Origin of the sequence: Planktotalea sp. (assembly GCF_050633725.1) — a bacterium.
Classification (GTDB): Bacteria; Pseudomonadota; Alphaproteobacteria; order Rhodobacterales; family Rhodobacteraceae; genus Planktotalea.
This window is the reverse complement of the sequence record NZ_JBOEHB010000008.1, coordinates 94,116-115,006: the sequence shown is the minus strand read 5'-3', so window position 1 is coordinate 115,006 and position 20,891 is coordinate 94,116. Positions and strand designations below refer to the sequence as shown.

General features: G+C 54.5%; 18 protein-coding genes. 9 read left to right on the top strand and 9 right to left on the bottom strand.

Annotated elements, in window-relative coordinates:
* Positions 1 to 2: 2 nt before the first annotated feature.
* Together ACRBCU_RS09070 and argF are read left to right on the top strand one after the other, a co-directional pair.
* Positions 3 to 1,181: an aspartate aminotransferase family protein gene (locus tag ACRBCU_RS09070; protein ID WP_431365061.1), complete on the top strand. Its 1,179-nt coding sequence runs from the start codon at positions 3 to 5 to the stop codon at positions 1,179 to 1,181.
* A 78-nt stretch (positions 1,182 to 1,259) separates the two neighbouring features.
* Positions 1,260 to 2,186, top strand: a complete 927-nt coding sequence (gene argF, locus ACRBCU_RS09065; RefSeq protein ID WP_431365060.1) for an ornithine carbamoyltransferase — start codon at positions 1,260 to 1,262, stop codon at positions 2,184 to 2,186.
* 66 nt (positions 2,187 to 2,252) lie between these two features.
* Here the strand turns inward: argF and ACRBCU_RS09060 are convergent, their stop codons facing one another.
* The 3 genes from ACRBCU_RS09060 to hrpB all read right to left on the bottom strand — a co-directional run bounded on the left by ACRBCU_RS09060 (position 2,253) and on the right by hrpB (position 6,802).
* Entirely contained in the window at positions 2,253 to 3,734 is a 1,482-nt protein-coding gene (locus ACRBCU_RS09060; protein ID WP_431365059.1) for an inorganic phosphate transporter, read from the bottom strand.
* 103 nt (positions 3,735 to 3,837) lie between these two features.
* Positions 3,838 to 4,302 (bottom strand): NUDIX hydrolase, encoded by a 465-nt coding sequence (locus tag ACRBCU_RS09055; RefSeq protein ID WP_431365058.1) that lies wholly within the window; start codon positions 4,300 to 4,302, stop codon positions 3,838 to 3,840.
* Positions 4,303 to 4,372: 70 nt separating this feature from the next.
* Positions 4,373 to 6,802, bottom strand: a complete 2,430-nt coding sequence (hrpB, locus tag ACRBCU_RS09050) for an ATP-dependent helicase HrpB (RefSeq protein WP_431365057.1) — start codon at positions 6,800 to 6,802, stop codon at positions 4,373 to 4,375.
* Between the two features lie 83 nt (positions 6,803 to 6,885).
* On the opposite strand from hrpB, the gene meaB reads away from it, so the two are divergent.
* From meaB to ACRBCU_RS09030, 4 genes are all read left to right on the top strand, one after another.
* Positions 6,886 to 7,863 (top strand): methylmalonyl Co-A mutase-associated GTPase MeaB, encoded by a 978-nt coding sequence (gene meaB, locus ACRBCU_RS09045; RefSeq protein WP_431365056.1) that lies wholly within the window; start codon positions 6,886 to 6,888, stop codon positions 7,861 to 7,863.
* A 248-nt stretch (positions 7,864 to 8,111) separates the two neighbouring features.
* Positions 8,112 to 8,402: a 50S ribosomal protein L28 gene (gene rpmB, locus ACRBCU_RS09040; protein ID WP_431365055.1), complete on the top strand. Its 291-nt coding sequence runs from the start codon at positions 8,112 to 8,114 to the stop codon at positions 8,400 to 8,402.
* A gap of 102 nt (positions 8,403 to 8,504) precedes the next feature.
* Positions 8,505 to 8,852, top strand: a complete 348-nt coding sequence (locus tag ACRBCU_RS09035; RefSeq protein ID WP_431365054.1) for a hypothetical protein — start codon at positions 8,505 to 8,507, stop codon at positions 8,850 to 8,852.
* A gap of 41 nt (positions 8,853 to 8,893) precedes the next feature.
* Complete coding sequence (locus ACRBCU_RS09030) at positions 8,894 to 9,379, top strand: copper chaperone PCu(A)C (RefSeq protein WP_431365053.1); 486 nt, start codon at positions 8,894 to 8,896, stop codon at positions 9,377 to 9,379.
* 53 nt (positions 9,380 to 9,432) lie between these two features.
* Here the strand turns inward: ACRBCU_RS09030 and ACRBCU_RS09025 are convergent, their stop codons facing one another.
* A complete protein-coding gene (locus ACRBCU_RS09025; RefSeq protein ID WP_431365052.1) occupies positions 9,433 to 10,119 on the bottom strand; it encodes an NAD-dependent deacylase in 687 nt (228 codons plus the stop codon).
* Positions 10,120 to 10,665: 546 nt separating this feature from the next.
* Between ACRBCU_RS09025 and lepA the strand changes: the two genes are divergently transcribed.
* Positions 10,666 to 12,465, top strand: a complete 1,800-nt coding sequence (lepA, locus tag ACRBCU_RS09020; RefSeq protein ID WP_431365067.1) for a translation elongation factor 4 — start codon at positions 10,666 to 10,668, stop codon at positions 12,463 to 12,465.
* A gap of 27 nt (positions 12,466 to 12,492) precedes the next feature.
* Here lepA and ACRBCU_RS09015 read toward each other — a convergent pair whose 3' ends face one another.
* The gene (locus ACRBCU_RS09015; protein ID WP_431365051.1) at positions 12,493 to 12,966 is read right to left on the bottom strand and encodes an REP-associated tyrosine transposase; all 474 of its coding nucleotides are present in this window, start codon (positions 12,964 to 12,966) and stop codon (positions 12,493 to 12,495) included.
* Between the two features lie 120 nt (positions 12,967 to 13,086).
* Here ACRBCU_RS09015 and ACRBCU_RS09010 point away from each other — a divergent pair, with 120 nt between their 5' ends.
* Together ACRBCU_RS09010 and arsJ are read left to right on the top strand one after the other, a co-directional pair.
* The gene (locus ACRBCU_RS09010; RefSeq protein WP_431365050.1) at positions 13,087 to 14,088 is read left to right on the top strand and encodes an ArsJ-associated glyceraldehyde-3-phosphate dehydrogenase; all 1,002 of its coding nucleotides are present in this window, start codon (positions 13,087 to 13,089) and stop codon (positions 14,086 to 14,088) included.
* Complete coding sequence (gene arsJ, locus ACRBCU_RS09005; protein ID WP_431365049.1) at positions 14,085 to 15,311, top strand: organoarsenical effux MFS transporter ArsJ; 1,227 nt, start codon at positions 14,085 to 14,087, stop codon at positions 15,309 to 15,311. Before ACRBCU_RS09010 ends, arsJ begins: the two co-directional genes overlap by 4 nt.
* A 2-nt stretch (positions 15,312 to 15,313) precedes the next feature.
* Here arsJ and ACRBCU_RS09000 read toward each other — a convergent pair whose 3' ends face one another.
* The 4 genes from ACRBCU_RS09000 to ACRBCU_RS08985 all read right to left on the bottom strand — a co-directional run bounded on the left by ACRBCU_RS09000 (position 15,314) and on the right by ACRBCU_RS08985 (position 20,851).
* Positions 15,314 to 16,252, bottom strand: a complete 939-nt coding sequence (locus ACRBCU_RS09000; RefSeq protein ID WP_431365048.1) for an SDR family oxidoreductase — start codon at positions 16,250 to 16,252, stop codon at positions 15,314 to 15,316.
* Positions 16,249 to 17,145 (bottom strand): bile acid:sodium symporter family protein, encoded by an 897-nt coding sequence (locus ACRBCU_RS08995; RefSeq protein ID WP_431365047.1) that lies wholly within the window; start codon positions 17,143 to 17,145, stop codon positions 16,249 to 16,251. The genes ACRBCU_RS09000 and ACRBCU_RS08995 overlap by 4 nt, the downstream gene beginning before the upstream one ends.
* Complete coding sequence (locus ACRBCU_RS08990; protein WP_431365046.1) at positions 17,142 to 18,458, bottom strand: flavin-containing monooxygenase; 1,317 nt, start codon at positions 18,456 to 18,458, stop codon at positions 17,142 to 17,144. The genes ACRBCU_RS08995 and ACRBCU_RS08990 overlap by 4 nt, the downstream gene beginning before the upstream one ends.
* A 188-nt stretch (positions 18,459 to 18,646) precedes the next feature.
* Entirely contained in the window at positions 18,647 to 20,851 is a 2,205-nt protein-coding gene (locus ACRBCU_RS08985) for an NADP-dependent isocitrate dehydrogenase (protein ID WP_431365045.1), read from the bottom strand.
* Positions 20,852 to 20,891: the final 40 nt, after the last annotated feature.

Genomic DNA, 20,891 nt, shown 5'->3' with positions numbered 1-20,891 from the left:
CCATGATCCCCTCCGTTTTGCCGACTTACTCTCGCGCGCCTTTGACCTTTGTCAAAGGTTCTGGCAGCTGGTTAATCGAAGCAGACGGGCGACGTTTTCTTGATCTAGGCGCTGGCATTGCGGTGAATGCGCTGGGTCATGCGCATCCTACACTGGTTGCGGCGCTGACTGATCAAGCACAAGAATTGTGGCATGTCTCTAACCTCTATCAGATCCCGCAACAGCAAAAGCTGGCGGATATGTTGGTTGATCTAACCTTTGCGGACACCGTGTTTTTCACCAACTCGGGCACGGAAAGTTGCGAATTGGCGGTGAAAATGGCGCGCAAATACTGGTTCGAGAAAGACGCGCCGGAACGGGTCGAAATCATCACCTTTGATGGCTCGTTTCATGGGCGTTCGTCCGCGGGGATCGCAGCGGCAGGTTCCGAAAAGATGACCAAAGGGTTTGGCCCTCTTTTGCCTGGCTTCGTACATCTTCCTTGGTGTGACCATGAAGCGCTAACTGCGGCGATCAACGACAAAACGGCTGCGATATTGCTCGAACCTGTGCAAGGCGAGGGGGGCATTCGCCCATTGCCAGACCAAGACCTGAAAGCGCTGCGCGATCTGTGTGATGAGCAGGGAATTCTGTTGATCTTGGATGAGGTGCAATGCGGCGTAGGCCGAACCGGCAAGCTATTTGCGCATGAATGGGCAGGCATTGAGCCTGACATCATGATGGTGGCCAAAGGTATCGGCGGCGGCTTTCCTCTTGGCGCTGTGCTGGCCACAGAAAATGCAGCAAGTGGCATGACGGCTGGCACTCATGGCTCGACCTATGGGGGCAATCCTTTGGGCTGCGCTGTGGGGAGCGCTGTTCTGGAAACCGTTGCTAAGCCAGAGTTCCTTGCAGATGTCTCTCGCCGCGCTGGCACGCTTCGTCAAAGTCTCGAAGGGCTGATCGCCGCGCATCCCGACGTATTCGAGGAGGTGCGTGGCTCTGGCCTTATGCTGGGTCTCAAATGCAAAGCCAGTAACATCGATGTGGTGAATGCTGGTTATGACAATGAGGTTATAACGGTGCCAGCGGCTGACAACGTAATTCGCCTGCTTCCTGCGCTTAACATTACCGAAGACGACATTGCAGAAGCCTCAAAACGCCTCAGCGCTGCGGCAAAACAGATTGAGAAAACGTCCTGAGTTTCCTCTCTCTAGAAATATCCCGGGGAGCGCGAGGGGCTGGCCTCTCGCACCCGCACTAACAAAAAGTTTAGACATATGAACCACTTTCTCGACATTCACAAAACAGACCCTAACGCTCTGAGCGGCATCATTTCACAAGCGCGCTCAATGAAGGATGCGCGGGTTGGATTGCCAAAAGCGACGCTTGATAGCGAGCAGCCGCTCGCAGGTCACATGGTGGCGCTGATCTTCGAAAAACCTTCCACCCGTACACGCGTTTCTTTTGACGTTGGCGTGCGGCAGATGGGCGGCGAGACGATGGTTTTGTCCGGCAACGATATGCAACTCGGGCATGGCGAGACAATTGCAGACACTGCCCGTGTTCTTTCACGCTATGTGGATATGATTATGATCCGCACATTCGATGAAAGCGTGTTGCTCGAAATGGCGGAATATGCCGATGTTCCTGTGATCAATGGGCTCACCGATCGCACCCATCCTTGTCAAATCATGGCGGATGTCATGACCTATGAAGAGCATCGAGGCTCGATCAAAGGGAAGAGAGTTGTATGGTGCGGCGACGGAAACAACGTGTGCGCATCCTTCTTGCACGCGGCGGGGCAGTTTGGCTTTGACCTTGTCTTCACAGGCCCAAAACAACTTGATCCAGAGGATGAATTCGTTGGTTTGGCGCGCAACGCGGGTGCAAGCATCAGTATTGAGCGCGACCCGCACAAGGCTGTTGACGGCGCTGATCTGGTTGTGGCGGACACTTGGGTGTCGATGCATGACAGCCAGTCAGCCAAAGAGCGTCGTCACAACATGCTGCGGCCTTATCAGGTCAACGAAACGCTTATGAAAAGCGCCAAACCCGACGCGCTCTTTATGCACTGTCTACCCGCGCACCGCGAGGAAGAGGCGACAAGTGCGGTCATGGATGGACCGAACTCGGTGGTGTTTGATGAGGCTGAGAACCGGCTTCACGCGCAAAAAGCGATCATGCGCTGGTGCTTGGGTAAGTAGCATTAAAAAACGCGGCCCATCTTGTTCAGATGGACCGCGTTGATACGCTTTGAAGCTGTTTAGCCGTTAATTCGCGATCCAATACAGCAGCGTAAAGATCAGTCCGGACATAAGCGCCGCCGCGGGAACGGTTATCACCCAAGCCGCAACGATGGTCATAAAGTGGGAACGGCGCACCAGCTTGCGGCGACGGCGTTCAATCGGAGCGATGGTTTTCGCCGCGGGGATCGGCCCTTTCGAGCGTTTAAGGCGTCGCTCCATATGCCATTCGCGATAAAACCCAACACCGAAGATACCGCCGACAGCAATATGCGTTGAGCTTACGGGCAGGCCAAGCCAGCTGGCGATGATCACGGTAATCGCAGCAGAGAGCGCAACACAGTAAGCGCGCATCGGGTTCAGCTTGGTGATTTGGCTGCCAACCATGCGGATCAGTTTTGGGCCAAACAAGAACAGACCGAAAGAGATACCAAAGGCACCGATGATCATCACCCACATCGGGATTGCGACTTTGGATGAAAAGTCTCCGAACTCTGTTGCATGAACGATTGCAGCCAGCGGGCCTACTGCGTTGGCAACGTCGTTCGCGCCATGCGCAAAGCTAAGCAAAGCTGCGGAAAACACCAACGGAAGTCCAAACAGAACCTTTAGGGATTTGTTTCGATTTTCCAAACCTTCCGACTGACGCGCGATCAAAGGGCGGGTGATGACATAGGTTACAAAGCCCAGAACCAAGCCAATCAGCAATGCGGTTTGCAGATCGATTTTGACGATGCGTTTCAGCCCCTTCATCGCAAGATAGGTCGCAAATACGCCTGCCATGATGCCGACGAGAACCGGAACCCACACGCGCGCAGCGGCGATTTTGTCATCGCGATAGATAATCTTGTGCTTGATAAACGCGAGGAAAAGCGCTGCAACCAAACCGCCAAGAACAGGTGAAATCACCCAACTTGCTGCAATTTTGCCCATCGTTGGCCAGCTCACAGCCGCAAGGCCTGCCGCTGCAATGCCTGCGCCCATAACGCCGCCGACGACCGAGTGGGTCGTGGAAACTGGTGCGCCAACATAGGTTGCTAGGTTTACCCAAAGCGCCGAGCTGATCAGCGCGGCCATCATTGCCCACATAAAGACGGTGCCGTCTTTCACTGCGTCGGTGTTGATAATGCCTTTGGAAATCGTCGACACAACATCGCCACCTGCAAGCAAGGCTCCCGCGCTTTCGCACACAGCTGCAATTGCAATCGCGCCGCCCATCGTAAGAGCGTTGGCACCAACTGCCGGGCCCATGTTGTTAGCAACATCATTTGCACCAATGTTGATCGCCATATAGGCACCAACCGCCGCAGCAGCCGCAACGATCAACGATCCTTCGCTTCCGCCAAACCAGATAATCGCTATGAGAAAGGCGACGAGGATGAAGGCAAAAGCAATCCCCAGGCCAACCATCGGGCGCGCCACAAATTGAGTCGCTAATTCAAGCTGACTAATTCGATTCAGGTCGCGATCTAGTGTCTTCCACTGACTTCCAAGAGGGTTTTCGGCCATTTTAATCTCTTTTGCATGCAATTTCGTCCCCATGCGCGTAAGGCGCAAAGCGATTCAAGACAAGTCATTCATGCACTGAGGGCCGATATTTTGCGGCGAAACCTTAGGATTGGAAGTTCTTGAGGATTGCCTGCAAACCCGGTTCATCAACCATTTCAGCAGCTTGCGCCGGATCGACCCATTTGCGGGTACGCTCGGATGCCTCTGGGAACACGTCTTCTAGGCGATCGACCTCAATAGCAAAGACTTTTGTCGAGCAAGGCACGACAGAGCCGCCTTCCAATCGTTTTTCGTAGTCGAATTCACCAACTGGCTCGGGCAAGATATTTGCAGCCTTTACACCCGCTTCTTCCCAAGCTTCCTGCGCGGCGGCGGAATGTGCGTCCAAACCGTCAATCGGCCAACCTTTTGGAACGATCCAGCGTTTGGTGTTGCGGCTTGTGATAACCAGAACTTTGCGTTCTGCCCCATCGCCGCGATAGCAAATTGCCGCGACTTGCACGCGGCCAGGCCGCTGAACAAGTGGCTGAACAACTTCAGACCATGCTTTTTTTAGAAGTCCGCCCATTACTTACCTGCCCTTCTTTTTTTGCTTTTATCCGATGAGGATTAACAGATAGTGATCAAATATGCAATTTTCACTTACCTTTGCGCTTTGCGCGCAACGTTGGGTCTGCTTCGCGCGGATTTTCGGGCCAAGGATGGCGTGGATATCGCCCCCGCATATCTTTGCGCACGTCCGCATATGAGCTGTCCCAAAAGGCGGGAATGTCCGTTGTCGTTTGAACGGGCCGACCCGCAGGAGATAACAGGGTCACACGCAGAGCCTGACCTGCGACGATCGGATGGACCGTCGTTCCGAACATTTCTTGCAAGCGGAGTTCTATTTCTGGTTGGCCATGAGAATAGTCAACAGGCACTTTGCGGCCCAAAGGCGTGCTAACATGCGACGGAGCCGCTGTATCAAGGCGCTGCGTTTGCTCCCATGTCAGGCGAGATTTGAGCGGTTCGAGCAAGTTCAAGCTTTTGAGTTGCGCCGCATTTTTCACCCCGCCGAGGTAGGGTAGCAACCAATCCTGCGCATCGTTTATCAGCGCGCTGTCACTCATATCCGGAAAGTCTTCACCCGCCTTTCGCATCAGCATGACGCGCGTTCTAAATCGTTCTGCGGGTGGGTTAAGCGTCAGGCCAAGCATTTTGACGCCCTCAAGCATTGCTTTTGCAGTGGCGTCTTCCGGTGCATCATTCCAGAGGCGCTCGTCCAGTGTCAGAGCGCCTAGTTTTTCGCGTTTGTAGGCCAGAACACGGCGTTCGCGTTTGGACCAAGAACATTCTTCGACCCACAGGATTTGATCGCCATAAAGCGCGCGAATATCTGCGAGGTGTATCGGCGTTGCTTGGCGAATGCGCGCTTCGCGGGGGTGTCCGTCTGTATCGGTCACGACGATGTATGGCGCTTTACTCAAGGCATCGCCGTCTTCCATCACAGCGCCCTTGCCACCAGAGAGGACATAACGAGGAGCCTCGCCTTTGCGGCGCTGGCCGATGCGATCAGGATAGGCAAGCGCGCAGATCGCGCCAAGGTCCATGGCTGCGCAGGTGTTGTTCGGGGCGAGTTTGCGAAAACGTGTGGTTTCTTGAGCGATACGTGCTTTGTAGTCTTTTGAAACGCGCCCTTCTCGAAGCGCACGGAGTCGCAGAAATAGATCAGAACCGCTCCCGCGAGCGAGCGGATCACGATCACCCAGAATGGCGGCCGCTTCAGCGGCTTGCGAGCCCGCTCGGATGAGCATGTGTGCCAGCCTTGGGTGCATTGGGAGCCGTGCGAGGGCTTTGCCGTGGTCCGTTATGCGCAAGTCGGCATCAAGCGCGCCAAGATCGCTTAACAGGTTTTGCGCTTCGCTAAGTGCAGAAGGTGGTGGCATCGTTAGGAACGGCAAATCTTCAGGAGGCGCGCCCCAGAGCGCGATTTCCAACGCGAGATCGGTGAGATCGGCGGTTTCAATTTCGGCGGGCGCGAAGGGCGGTTGCGCCCCGTTCTCGCCTTTGGCCCAAAGTTTGTAAGCAATGCCGGGAGCAACGCGCCCCGCGCGCCCTGCGCGCTGCTCGGATTCGGCGCGCGAGGCACGTTCTGTGACAAGTCGCGACATGCCGGTTCCCGCATCAAAGCGCGCGCGGCGGGAAAGGCCGCTGTCAACAACAATGCGTATGTCTTCAATCGTTAGCGACGTTTCGGCGATGGATGTGGCCAGCACAAGTTTGCGTCGTCCATCCGTTTCGGGTTGGATAGCGGATCTCTGGTCTTGGAATTTCATCGCGCCATAGAGCGGCCTGAGAGCGATGTTCGGGCCAAGGCGCCTTGCGAGCAGCGCCTCGGTGCGCCGAATTTCGCCTTCGCCCGGTAGGAATGCGAGCAAACCGCCCGTAGTATCCTTTAAGGCGGTTTCGATAAGATCGGCCATCGCCGTTTCCAGACGGATGTCTTTTGGACGCGGGCGAGGAAGGAACACAGTTTCCACCGGAAAACTGCGCCCTTCTGAGGTTACGATTGGTGCGTTCCCTAAGAGCGTGGCGACGGGCGCAGCATCAAGCGTGGCGGACATAACGATCAGCGCTAAGTCTTCGCGCAATGCCGCGCGGCACTCAATGCAAAGCGCGAGGCCAAGATCGGCATTTAGCGAGCGTTCGTGGAATTCATCGAAAATGATTGTGCCGATCGCCGAAAGTTCAGGGTCGGATTGAATCATTCGGGTCAAGATGCCTTCGGTCACAACTTCTATGCGGGTGTTTGGCCCGATCTTGCGCGCCCCGCGCATTGCGTAACCGACGGTTTCCCCCACTTGTTCTCCGAGTTGAGAAGCGAGCCTTTCTGCGGCGGCCCGCGCGGCAAGGCGACGGGGTTCTAACATGATGATTTTGCCGCTCGAAAGTTTGGCGCGCAGCACGGCCAAAGGCACGCGCGTGGTTTTGCCCGCGCCGGGAGGGGCTTGCAAAACTGCCATGCCGCGCGTTTTGAGCGCGTCGATCAGCTCGGGTAAAACCGCATCAATAGGGAGAGTATCGTCCATCTGCTACATATCGTCCAAAGCGCGGGGCTAGACAACGCTTGCGTGCTCAGAGAAAAACAGGCGAGTTTTTGAAGGGGCGCGACATGGACATCCAAACGCTTGCAACATCAGTGCAAAACGGTGACCGCCGTGCATTGGCACGCGCGATCACTTTGGTGGAAAGCGCGCGCAGCGATCATCGTGCGCAAGCGGCGGAGTTGTTGGAAGCATTGGCCTCCAGTGGGCGACAAGCCTTGCGGATCGGACTGTCAGGAACGCCGGGCGTCGGAAAGTCTACGTTTATCGAGAGCTTTGGCATGATGCTCTTGGGGCAGGGTCTGAGGGTTGCTGTTTTGGCTGTTGACCCAAGTTCGGCGCGCTCTGGCGGATCAATTCTTGGCGATAAGACGCGCATGGATCGTTTGGCACGGGAGCGCGATGCGTTTATTCGCCCCTCGCCGTCGCAAACCCATCTTGGCGGCGTTGCGCGCCGCTCGCGCGAGGCCGTTGCAGTCTGCGAAGCCGCTGGTTTCGATGTCGTTTTGATTGAAACCGTAGGTGTTGGGCAATCTGAAACGGTTGTCGCCCAGATGGCAGATTTGTTTATTCTGCTCTTGGCCCCAGCGGGCGGCGATGAGTTGCAAGGCGTGAAGCGTGGCATCATGGAAATGGCCGACCTGATTCTTGTTAACAAAGCAGATGGCGACTTGAAATCCGCAGCTACGCGGACAATGGCGGATTATGCGGGGGCTTTGCGGCTTTTGCGCAAGCGCCCGCAAGACCCGGACGGGTTTCCCAAAGCTCTGGCAATTTCGGCGTTGGAAGAAAGCGGGTTGCAAGGCGCTTGGGATGAGATGAGCGCGCTGGTCGAGTGGCGGCGTGAAGAAGGATTTTTCAACCGCACCCGCGCCGAGCAAGCGCGATTCTGGTTTGAAGAAGATGTACGCCAAGCGCTTCTTGCGCGTTTAAGCGAAGCTGGACCTTTGCGAGATGCGATGGATGAACTCGGGGCTTCGGTTGCGCAGGGCAAAGTAACCCCTGCTTTTGCGGCCCAGCACATGCAAGAGTTATTAAAGGGCTAGACGGTAACACGCCCCTAGCGCACGCCCAAATTTCCAAGAGATTTTCTGAAAGACGACGTGAGACAGCCGCAGAAGTCAGAAAAGTGAGCGTAAGTGTAAAGGATAGGGGTTGCGAAGCGGTGAATCGCTTGACGCCTATCTGTTATCGTCCTAAGAGGCCCGAACGGAATTATTGGCGCGGTGAATGCTGCGCCTACTTTTTGTTTGCAGAGGAACGCTCTGCACCAAATGAACACGAGGATATGCCCATGTCGCGCCGCTGCGAATTGACCGGAAAAGGCCCGATGACGGGCAACAACGTAAGCCACGCCAAAAACCGCACACGTCGCCGGTTTTTGCCAAACCTGAACGATGTGACGCTTCAGTCCGAAGTTCTTGGTCGCGGTATCAAGTTGAAAATCTCTGCTGCTGCACTGCGTTCTGTTGATCACCGCGGTGGTCTGGACGCGTTCCTTGCGAAAGCGAAAGACACAGAGCTGTCTGACGGCGCATTGAAAGTCAAAAAAGAGATCGCGAAAGCGCAAGCGGCAGCCGCTTAATCTCTTTTCGGTTTTTCGAATTTTGAGCACCCCGTAGCCTATGCTGCGGGGTGCTTCGTTTTGTCCGTTGCAGCCTGTTCGGTGCAAGCATAAGTCATTGGTATGAAGTGGTCATCCTTCCTTTTGAGCGCCGTACTGGCGTGCGTTATTGCGTTAACAGCGCAAAGCGCCGCCGTTGCGCGCACGATGCCAGATGCCACGGGTCAAATGGTCATTTGCACAGGTGTTGGCCCGACAATGGTCTACGTCGACGAAAACGGCGAGCCGACCACACCACCTCAGCTTTGCCCTGATTATGCTTTGTCGTTGATAGTTGCGTTGGACAGCAGCGATGTTGTTTTTAGCGCCTCTGGCCTGTGGACCTCACAAGAGGCTGAGGTTTTGAATGACGGGGTTTCTACGCTACGCCTTGGAGCCCCAAACGCGCGCGCGCCTCCTGCTTTGATTTAGTTTCACGTTTTCCAAATTCTAAATCAATGAAGGAGAGACCAATGTCTTTCACATCCAAGTTTTTCGCCGCAGCTCTTGCTGTTTCCGTTGCACTGCCAGCTTTTGCGGATGGCATAATGATCAAGGATGCCTATGCGCGTACCTCGATGAAAGGCGCAAAGACGGGCGCGGCCTTTATGCAGATCATGAACCATTCTGGCACGGATGATCGCTTGATCGATGCCAAGTCGAGCATCGCGAAAAAAGTCGAACTCCACACACATGAAGACATGGGTGAAGGGGTGATGAAGATGGTGCATGTCGAAGAAGGTTTTTCTATCCCTGATGGTAAAATGCATGGGCTTGCGCGCGGTGGCGATCACGTGATGTTCATGGGACTTACACAGGATATGAACCACGGTGATACCGTCGAAGTTACTTTGACATTTGAAAAAGCTGGTGACGTAGTTGTGCAAATTCCAGTTGATCTAGAGCGCCAGGATCACGGCGCAATGAAACATGGTGACATGGATCATTCGAATAACTGATTTAAGTGATGGGTGGGGGCGATGCCCCCATTCCTTGCCAAAAAGCCGTTAGATTAGAGGAGGCTTTCAACCCAAGCGGGGACCGTATCGGTGGCTTTTCCAAAACTGGTTTGAGCAAAAGCCGAAACTGTCGCGCTGGGTTCTAGATTAAGCTCAATCGTACCCGCGCCGAACTGAGTGGCATCTTGGACAAACCCCGCAGCGGGATACACATTGCCAGAGGTTCCAATCGCGGCAAAAAGATCCGCCTCGCGTAAATGGTGGTAAATTTCATCCATTTGGTAGGGCATTTCACCAAACCACACGATGTCCGGGCGGGCAGAATGTGCTGCGCATTTCGGGCATATCGAATCGCGATTCATTTTAAGCGGAGCACGCCAACGGGCATCGCAACTGGCGCAAAGTGCGCCACTTAGGGCGCCGTGCATGTGAATAACGTTCTGCGATCCGGCGCGTTCGTGCAGATCATCAACATTTTGCGTGACCAGAATCACTTCGCCATCAGATGCACTTTGCAACCGGGCCAATGCCTCATGCGCGGCGTTGGGGCGGGCTTGCTGCGCCTGAACGCGGCGCGCGTTGTAAAAGTGATGCACGAGATCGGGATTACGCGCGAACCCCTCGGGCGTTGCCACATCTTCGATGCGGTGTTGCGCCCAAAGACCGCCCTCGTCGCGAAAGGTTCCCAGCCCACTCTCAGCGGAAATGCCTGCACCTGTGAGGATGACGATTTTCTTCATGTCATTTCGATACACCGAGCGCGCGCGCAAGGTCTTATGAGCACATTTTTTGCGCTTGGACGCCGAACTTCTTGTAACGCTTCCAGAATTTTTCATGGCTGGCGCGATCCGATTGGCGAATTTCCTGACTGCGATGGGGATTCTTAAAGAAGGTCGCGGCCAGACGTTGGTCTGACGAGCTAAGCGTTTTGCGCGCGGCTTTGTCGATGCATCTGCAAAGGCTGCGATTCGCGGCTTTGCGGTCAGATTGCATGCATGCGCGCTGCATTGAGCCTGCCTCAACTGTAGTTGGAAGGGCTGGTGCTAGTATCGCCGACAAAGTGAGTGTCAAAATGATGTGTTTCATGGTTTCTGCCTCTGTTCAGCACGGGCGCGGATCTTGAAGCCCATCGTCTCTCGTGCTGCTTACCTACCCGTTAATATTAACGTAAAAATAGCTTGATTTCAATTCCTGCGCTGTGTCGGCAAAGCCTTGCTGATCTTGCAAATTGGTTAGTACGTGTGCAGCGCCTTGACCAAGGCGCAAAAGCCACTCATATCCCGCCTATGACAGACTTGAGCAAAATCCGTAATTTCTCGATCGTGGCGCATATTGACCACGGGAAATCCACCCTTGCTGACCGCCTCATTCAAGAGACGGGCACAGTGAAGGATCGTGACATGCAAGAGCAGATGCTCGACAGCATGGACATCGAACGCGAGCGCGGGATTACGATTAAGGCCAACACAGTTCGGATTGACTATAAAGCGGACGATGGGGAAGATTATGTTCTGAACCTGATCGACACCCCCGGCCACGTTGACTTTGCCTATGAAGTCTCCCGCTCGATGCGTGCGGTTGAAGGCTCATTGTTGGTTGTGGACAGTTCTCAAGGCGTTGAGGCGCAGACATTGGCCAACGTCTATCATGCAATTGATGCGGATCACGAGATCGTGCCGATCTTGAACAAGATCGACCTGCCGGCGGCTGATTGTGATCGCGTGGCAGAACAGATCGAAGATGTGATCGGAATCGATGCAACAGATGCGATCCAAGTTTCTGCGAAAACTGGCCAAGGCATTCATGAAACGCTGGAAGCGATTGTCACGCGGCTGCCCGCACCGACAGGCGAGCGGGATGCACCGCTAAAGGCCATGCTTGTGGACAGTTGGTATGACGCCTACCTCGGCGTTATTGTTTTGGTACGAATCATTGATGGTGTGTTGAAAAAGGGCGAGCGCATCAAAATGCTCTCTAACAATTCCACTCATTTTGTTGATCGCATCGGCGTGTTCAAACCACAGCGTGAAGAGATCGCAGAGCTTGGGCCCGGTGAAATGGGCTTTCTTACGGCGTCAATCAAACAAGTCCGCGACACGCGCGTGGGCGACACGATTACCCATGAGAAAAAAGGCACACAGGACGCCCTGCCGGGCTTTAAACCTGCGCAGCCGGTCGTGTTCTGCGGGCTGTTTCCAGTAGATAGCGCAGAATTCGAAGACTTGCGCGATGCAATCGACAAGCTGGCGCTGAATGACGCGAGCTTCTCGTTCGAAATGGAAACCTCTGCTGCGCTTGGTTTTGGGTTCCGTTGTGGTTTCCTAGGGTTGCTGCACCTTGAGGTAATCCGCGATCGGATTGAGCGCGAATACAATATCGAGCTGATCACAACTGCGCCGTCGGTGATCTACCATATTCATATGAAAGACGGCACGATGCAGGAGTTGCACAACCCTGCTGATATGCCTGATTTGACCTTCGTGGATCACATGCAAGAGCCGCGCATCAAGGCAACGATTTTGGTGCCAGATGAATATCTGGGCGATGTTTTGAAGCTTTGCCAAGATCGCCGCGGCATTCAAGAAGATCTGACCTACGCGGGCAGCCGCGCGATGGTGGTGTATGATCTGCCCCTTAACGAGGTTGTTTTTGATTTTTACGACCGCCTGAAATCCGTCACGAAGGGCTATGCGTCATTTGACTATCATATGACGGGCTATCGTCAGGACAATCTGGTGAAAATGTCAATTCTGGTGAACGATGAGCCTGTGGATGCGCTCTCAACGATGGTGCACCGCGACCGCGCTGAAATGCGGGGGCGTGCTATGGTTGAAAAACTGAAAGATCTGATCCCGCGCCATATGTTCAAAATCCCGATTCAAGCGGCGATTGGAGGTAAGGTAATCGCTCGCGAAACGCTTTCCGCGATGCGCAAAGACGTGACGGCGAAGTGCTATGGCGGCGATGCGACCCGTAAGAAGAAACTGCTTGAGAAGCAAAAAGCGGGTAAGAAGAAGATGCGCCAATTCGGCAAGGTGGATATTCCACAAGAAGCATTCATTTCTGCGCTGAAGATGGACAACTAAGGGTAAGGTGCGTGGTAACCACGCACCCTACGCTGATATTCGTTTCATCTTCGCAAAGGACGTAAATTCCCAATGTTCAGGCCTTTGAACCAAACCATGGTTCACAGGATCCCTCCAGCAAAGTTCCATATGCGCGTCAAAGTCAGCTTTTGATCGGATGTGATGTTCCCAAAAACGCCTGTTCCAAATCCCTCTTTCCCTGCGCGTGATGTCGCTGGCACGTAAGGGTCCCTTTGGCAGACTGCGCGAAAATCTAGCTTTGATGATGCGCCATCGCGTAGAAAAATCATGATCGCCGCTGGGTAACGTCCAAATACAATGCATATGATCGGGAAGGACCACCCATGCATGCACTGTCACAGGCCGCTCGCGCAAAGTGCGCTGGACGGCGCTGCGCAGCAGCGTAATCTCCCGTAAAAGCAGATTGGAGCCGTGTGAACGCAGGCCAACGGTAAAGAAGATCGTTGCGTTTGGAATCTTGGGGCGATGATAGTTGGACATCCCAAAGTTCTGGCGGCTCACGATTAAGATCAAGTGAATCTACGTAGGGTGCGTGTTAACACGCACCGCGACACAAAACTGTTACAGATTCGATCTACGCGTTGCTGCAGGAGAAAACAGATGACCACATATGCAATCAATGGCCTCGGCCGTATGGGAAAACTCGCAATCCGACCGCTGCTCGAAAGTGGTGCGAAGATCGCATTTTTGAATGATGCCGTCGGCGATCCCGAGATGCACGCGCATTTGCTTGAATTTGATACGGTGCACGGGCGTTGGGATGCCGAGTTTTCACACGATGCTGACAGTATTTCGATCGATGGAACCCGTATTCCGCTTTGTCAGACACGTGATTTAAACGAGCTTCCTTTAGAGGGTGTGGATGTCGTTATAGATTGCACGGGCGCGTTCAAGACAGAGGCAAAACTTGCCCCCTATTTTGCTGCAGGCGTGAAAAAGGTCGTGGTCTCAGCCCCTGTGAAAGAAGAGAGCGCTGCAAACATCGTGATTGGGGTCAATGACGACACCTATGAGCCAAACAAGCACCGCATCATTACTGCGGCCTCTTGCACAACTAACTGCCTTGCGCCTGTTGTTAAGGTTATTCATGAGAATTTAGGCATTAAACATGGCTCGATCACCACGATTCACGATGTAACAAATACACAGACTATCGTTGATCGTCCCGCTAAAGATCTACGACGTGCGCGCTCTGCGCTCAATTCGCTCATCCCAACAACCACAGGATCAGCGACGGCGATAACGTTGATCTACCCTGAACTGACGGGTAAATTGAACGGCCATGCGGTGCGGGTGCCGCTGTTGAACGCGTCGCTGACCGATTGTGTGTTTGAGGTTGAACGCGCGACCAGCGTCGAAGAGGTAAACGCACTGTTTGAGGCGGCGTCGAACTCAGAGCCGCTCAAGGGCATTCTAGGTTATGAAACGCGCCCGCTAGTTTCAACGGATTACACCAATGATCCTCGCTCTTCGATTGTTGATGCGCCCTCTACGATGGTCGTGAATGGCACGCATGTGAAAATTTACGCTTGGTACGATAATGAATGGGGCTATGCGCATCGCTTGATCGACGTCGCCCTAATGGTAGGCGCATCTATATGAGCAAACCAGCCGGTTTCACGGCTTATCTTGCGGTAACCGCGGCCTATTGGGCCTTTATGTTGACAGATGGCGCGCTGCGTATGTTGGTGCTTTTGCACTTTCATACGCTGGGTTTCTCTCCGGTTCAGCTTGCCTATCTGTTTGTGCTTTACGAGATTGCAGGTGTGATCACTAACCTGTGCGCGGGTTGGATCGCTGCGCGCTTTGGTTTGAATTCGACGCTTTACGCGGGGCTGGCTTTGCAAATTGTTGCGCTGCTTGCTTTGACGCAGCTTGATCCAACCTGGAGCATCGCTGCCTCCGTTACCTTCGTAATGTGTGTTCAAGGGCTTTCTGGCGTCGCGAAAGACCTCGCGAAGATGAGCAGTAAATCTGCTGTTAAGTTACTTGCTCCGACCGAGGACGGATCGCTGTTCAAATGGGTGGCCCTGCTCACAGGCTCAAAGAATGCGGTGAAAGGCCTAGGGTTTCTTGTTGGCGCGGCGCTTCTGGGCAGCATCGGCTTTCAGGGTGCGATCCTGTGGATGGCTGCTGCGCTAACGATAATTTTGATAGCGGTTTTCTTCAAAATGCCTGACGGGCTTCCGAAAGGCATGAAGGGCGCTAAGTTTTCGGCTGTTTTTTCAACCAATTCAGATGTGAACTGGCTGAGCCTTGCACGGGTATTTCTGTTCGGAGCACGCGATGTTTGGTTCGTTGTGGGGATTTCTATCTATTTCTACGGAATCTGGTCAGATGGATCAGAAGAAGGCAATCGCGCAGCGTTTTTCCTGATCGGCACGTTCATGGCGTTCTGGGTGATTTTTTACGGGTTCGTGCAAGCGGGCGCCCCAAAACTGCTGGCGCGTTTGCCTTTACAAAGCGCGAGTTCGCTCGCGGCGGTGCTTGCACTTGTTCCTTTGACGCTTGCTCTGCTTGTTTGGAGCGATATCCCCAATCTGACCCCCTTTGTCATTGGCGGATTGTTAGTTTTTGGCGCGCTGTTCGCGATCAATTCGGCGCTGCATTCCTATCTGATTTTGCACTTCACAACAGCAGAGCGCGTCACGATGGATGTTGGTTTTTACTATATGGCGAATGCGGCGGGGCGTTTGCTTGGCACGGTGCTCTCTGGGGCAAGCTATCAACTTGGAGGGTTGCCGCTGTGTCTTACCGTTGCAGCGATAATGTTGGGGCTTAGTGCTTTAACTGCGCGCAAACTGCCGTCACTTGACCTAGCTTAGGGTTAGAGACCGACGCTCGCTTGCCAGTGCTCAAACACCTCTTGTGATGTTTTCTCTGGCGTGTAACCAAATTGGGACTTCAACGCGTCGTTGGCCAAGACAGGGCGATATTGCAAAAAGCGTACTTGCTCTGGGCCATAACGAGACAGGCCCAGTGGTTTCGCTACAAAAAGCGCAGCTTTGAGTGCAAACGCTGGTAAGCGCAAGATCGGTTTCCCCAGTTTCTGCGCAAGGGCCGTGACACCTAAAGCGCCATCGCCAGCAACGTTATAAATTCCAACAGGTCCATCAGTGGCTGCGCGTTTCAGAATGCGGGCCAAATCGCGGGTCCAGATGAAAACGAAGGGGCTGTCGCTGCCTTTCACTGCCAAAAGGCGTGGTTTGTGAAACAGCGCGGTGATTTGGTTTTCTGTGCCTGCGCCAAGAACTGTTCCGACGCGCAGAACGACTTGTTCTAGGTCGGGCGCATCCTTGCGCGCTTGGGCCAGCATCTCTTCGACTTGGCGCTTGTGATCTGCATAGGGGAATTCGGGGTTGCCCCTACAGGGATCGCTTTCCACCAGCATAGCGGGGTTGTCTGCATGATACCCATAAGCGGCACCTGAACTGGTCACGACAAGCCGCTTAACGCCATGCTTAAGGCAGGCATCAAGGACATTGCGCGAGCCTTGCACATCGACAGCATGGGCGGCAGCGCGGCTCATCCCGTCTGGGGGCGTCACGATTGAGGCGAGATGCACCACGACATCTGGCTTGAGGTCTTCGATAACGATGTCGGCGTCTTCGCCTGTGACGTCGAGAATCCTAAAGTTTAAATCGGGTGGCAGAGTTTGATTTGAAAGATCGCTCGCGATGATCTCATGGGCGGGATCGCGCGCTAGTTCTTCGATCAATGCGCGCCCAATCATCCCTGCTGCGCCTGTTATCAGAATGCGGCTCATTGTGCGGCTTTCGTGCGTGACATAACACTGGCCAGAGCGATCCCCGATAGCGCATGCCAAACCGCCCAAAGGCCAGCAATAACAGCCATGCCTCCAAGTCCGCCGAAGAAGCCGAAGATCAGGACAAGGCCAAGGCCAGAGTTTTGAATGCCAGTTTCGATTGTTATGGCGCGTCGATCAAAGGGCGATACTCTTGTGAGCGTTGCCAACGCGTAACCGCCTGAAAGCGCGAGCAGATTATGTGCGATCACCAGTGACGCGACGACGCCGGCGATTTGGGTGAAGTTTGCCCAATTTGCCCCGATTGCCCCAAGGACAAAGGCAACGAAAATGATCATGGAGAGCCACTGCAACGGCTTGCGCATCTTTGCTGTGATTTCGGGCTTTGTCGCGTTGAGCCAAACACCGAGCAAAAGCGGCAGGATCAGCATGAAACCAACGGTGATCGCGACAGAGACGGGATCAATTTCAGTAGCTTGCAAAATGGCGCGCGTGGGCGCGTAAAGGCTGCCCCAAAACGCGATGTTGATCGGGGTCAGAAAGATTGCGCCGACAGTTGCAAAAGCGGTCAAAGACACCGAAAGCGCCGAGTTGCCGCCCGCGCGGTGCGTGATGAAGTTGGAAATGTTCCCGCCCGGGCAAGCTGCCACGAGGATCAAACCCAAGGCGACGCTTGGTGGAGGGGATGTGACGATAACAAGCAGAAACGTGAGCGCAGGCAAAAGAATGAATTGCGAACATAGCCCGACGATCAAGGGCTTTGGCGCGCGCGCGATGGCTTTGAAATCGCGAGGTAGCAAATCAATCGCAATCGAGAACATGACGATTGCGAGCACTGCGTTTAGCACAAGGATCGAATTTGGGCTGAAACTCAAAGCTACGTCGTCGATCATCTGTCAGTCTTTTTCAATGTCTTGATCCAATTCCCAACGGCGTTGCGATAGGTAGCTTTGTCTACGTAATAGGCCATGCGCGCAAGTTTGAGATAGGCCATTTTGCCTGTCGCGCGTTTGAAGTCGCCTGCTTTTTCAGCTTGCAACGCGCGTGCGCCGGTGTGGTCTCGTTTAAGAGCCTTAATGTAGCGCACGATCATTTCGGCCTGCTCGTGGCGTCCTTGCCAGCCCAGTCCGCTGGCTTCGATCATTCCGAGCACGAAGAGATCATCGCGGTTGGGGTGCATCGCATTAAGAAAAAGATGCGGTGCATCGCCTTGCCAGTTTAACAAGGTATTGTCGATGAAAGGGTAGTCGAGCGTATAGCCCGTCGCGGCGAGGATCATATCGTACTCGGCGCTGGTTCCGTCGGTGAAATGCACGGTCTGCCCATCGAATCTGTCGATGTCAGGTTTGATCATCAAATCACCGTGGCCTGCGTGATAAAGCACGAGGGAATTTACCACCGGGTGGCTCTCATAGAGCTTATAGTCAGGTTTGGGAAAGCCGTATTTTTGTGGATCGCCCGTGAACCATTTGAGAATGGTTTGATCTATCGGGCGCTTGAGCCACATCGGCAGTTTGATCGCGCCGCCTAGCGTGTCTGCGGGCCTGCCAAAGACGTATTTGGGAACAAAGTAATAGCCGCGCCGCATGGAGAGATCGCAACTCGCGGCATGATGGATCGCATCGACCGCGATATCGCAACCAGAGTTGCCCGCTCCGACAATCAAAGTGCGTTTTCCTGCGAATTGCGTGGCTGCGCGGTACTCGGCAGCGTGGATCAGCTCGCCTGTAAATTCGCCTTTGAAGGTCGGCATATTTGGCGTGCTTAGGGTGCCATTGGCGATCATAACACCTGCGAAAACAGCGTCATGCTCGCCCTCTGCGTCGCGCCAAGTGATCCGCCAGCCCTCGCCAGTTTCACCGCATGGAGCACAGCTTAGGACTTCGCTGTTGAAGTGATAGCGTTGGTAGAGATCAAAATGAGCCGCGAAATCGCGAAAGTATTGCTTCATTTCGTGATGCGAGGGGTATTCGGCCACGTCCTCGCGCATTGGAAAATCGGTAAACTCGGTCATGCGTTTGGAAGAGATCAGATGCGCGCTATCGTACATGGTTGAGCGGGGTGCATCGATGTCCCAGAGGCCGCCGACATCTGAATGTAACTCAAACCCTTGGAAGGGCAGATCAAGCTCGGCCATGATTTTGGCGGCGGCAAGTCCCATTGGGCCTGCACCAATCAAGGCAATCTGTTCGCGGGTTTTGGTCATTGTCGTCTCCCAGATGTGCAATTTGGCAAAGCTTGACTGGAAAGGCGAGGGGAGAAAGGGCTGGTCCTAACGTCAATTTGGGTTTGGGGGCGCTGCCCCCGTCTCAGCAAGCTGAGACTCCCCCGAGATATTTAGGGACCAAAGAAGTATAAGGCGCGCGCGGAAATTTGCGCGCGCCTTTTGTTTGTTTAACCGATGATCGCGTTTAGCGTCGCGGATGGGCGCATGACAGCAGCGGTTTTCGCCGCGTCGCCGTGGTAGTAGCCACCAAGATCAACGCTTGGGCCTTGCGCCGCTGCGAGCTCTGATAGAATGGCTTCTTCGCCCTCGGACAGGCCTTTTGCGATAGGTGCAAAGTAGGCTGCGAGGTCTGCATCGCTGTTTTGCGCGGCAAGGGCTTCTGCCCAGTAGCGTGCAAACCAGTAGTGGCTGTCGCGGTTGTCAGGCTCGCCAACTTTGCGGGACGGGGAGCGGTTGTCGTCCAGGATGCCTTGCGTTGCGGCGTCTACCGCTTGGCCCAGAACGCGCGCCTTTTCGTTGGAACGTGCGTCTGCAAGGAACTGAAGGCTTTCACCAAGCGCGCAGAACTCGCCGAGGCTGTCCCAACGCAGGTGGTTTTCTTCCATCAGCTGCTGAACGTGCTTGGGTGCAGAACCACCAGCGCCCGTCTCAAACAGACCGCCACCGTTCATCAGCTTTACGATGGAGAGCATCTTCGCAGATGTCGCCAGCTCAAGGATCGGGAACAGATCAGTGAGGTAGTCGCGTAGAACATTGCCTGTGATGGCGATTGTGTTCTTGCCTTCTGTGATCGTCTCGAGGGAGGCGCGTGTCGCTTCGCGCGGTGCCATGATCTCGAACTTGTCAGCAACGCCTTTGGCTTCAAGGATCGGCTTTACGTAAGCGATCAATTGAGCATCGTGAGAGCGGTTCGCATCGAGCCAGAAGATCGCGCGGCAGCCTTCGGCCTTTTGGCGATCAATCGCGAGGTTCACCCAGTCTTCAATCGGCGCTTTACGCGCAGATGCAGAGCGCCAGATGTCGTTTGCTTCAACAGCGTGCTGATGAAGAACCGTGCCATCGTCGAGGATCATTTTGACCGTACCAGCGGAAGGCATTTCGAAGGTCGTCGGGTGTGAGCCGTACTCTTCCGCCTTTTGCGCCATCAGGCCGATGTTTTGCACTGTGCCTGCAGTTGCAGGGTTCAGCGCGCCGTTTTCTTTGAAGAACTTAATGCTCTCGTCATAGACGGGCGCGTAGGAGTTGTCAGGGATGACGCAGTTGGAATCGCCTTCCTTACCGTCTGGACCCCAGCCTTTACCGCCCGCGCGGATCAGCGCTGGCATAGAGGCGTCGATGATCACGTCGGATGGCACGTGCAGGTTGGTGATGCCTTTGTCGCTATCAACCATATACATCGGTGGGCGCTCAGCCATGCAGGCCTCAATCGCGGCCATGATCGCTGGCTGGTCTTTAACGCGCTCAAGAAGGTCGCCCAAGCCAGAGTTCGGGTTCACGCCAAGTTCTGCCATTTGATCGCCGTGTGCTTCAAAGACAGGTGCGAGGAAGGCTTTGACCGCGTGGCCGAAGATGATCGGGTCGGAGACCTTCATCATCGTTGCTTTCATGTGCAGCGAGAAGAGCGTGCCGTCGGCTTTTGTGCTTTCGATCTCTGCTGCGAGGAAGGCATCAAGCGCGGCTGCAGACATGAATGTCGCGTCAACGACGGTGCCAGCAGGGTAGCTCAGACCCTCTTTGAGAACTGTCTCGCCGTCGGCTGTTTCCAGAACGATTTTCGCGCCTGTCTCAGCTGCGAGCGTCGCGGATGTCTCGTTAGAGAAGAAATCGCCGCCATTCATTGCGGAAACGCGTGTTTTGCTATCGCTTGTCCACTTGCCCATGCGGTGTGGGTTGTTCTGCGCGTAGCTTTTCACGGCTTTCGCGGCGCGGCGGTCAGAGTTGCCTTCGCGCAAGACGGGGTTCACAGCGGAGCCCTTGATCGCATCATACTTTGCGCGGATTGCTTTTTCTTCGTCGCTCGCAGGTGCTTCTGGGTAATCAGGAAGCGCGAAACCTTGGGACTGAAGCTCGCTTACGGCTGCAACCAACTGCGGCACAGACGCGGAGATGTTTGGCAGCTTGATCACGTTGGCTTCTGGCGTTTTCACCAGTTTGCCAAGCTCGGCCAGATCGTCGGACTGCTGCTGCTCTGCGCTAAGGTGCTCAGGGAAAGTCGCGAGGATGCGACCTGCAAGCGAGATATCTTTCGTGCCAACGCTGACGCCTGCTGCTGCTGCGAACTTTTGGATAATCGGCAGAAAAGAAGCCGAAGCGAGTTCGGGTGCTTCATCAACCTTTGTGTAGATGATATCGGGCGTGCTTTGATCAGACATAGAAACCTCTTGTTATAATCAGTGCTTGATTTGAGGTGTG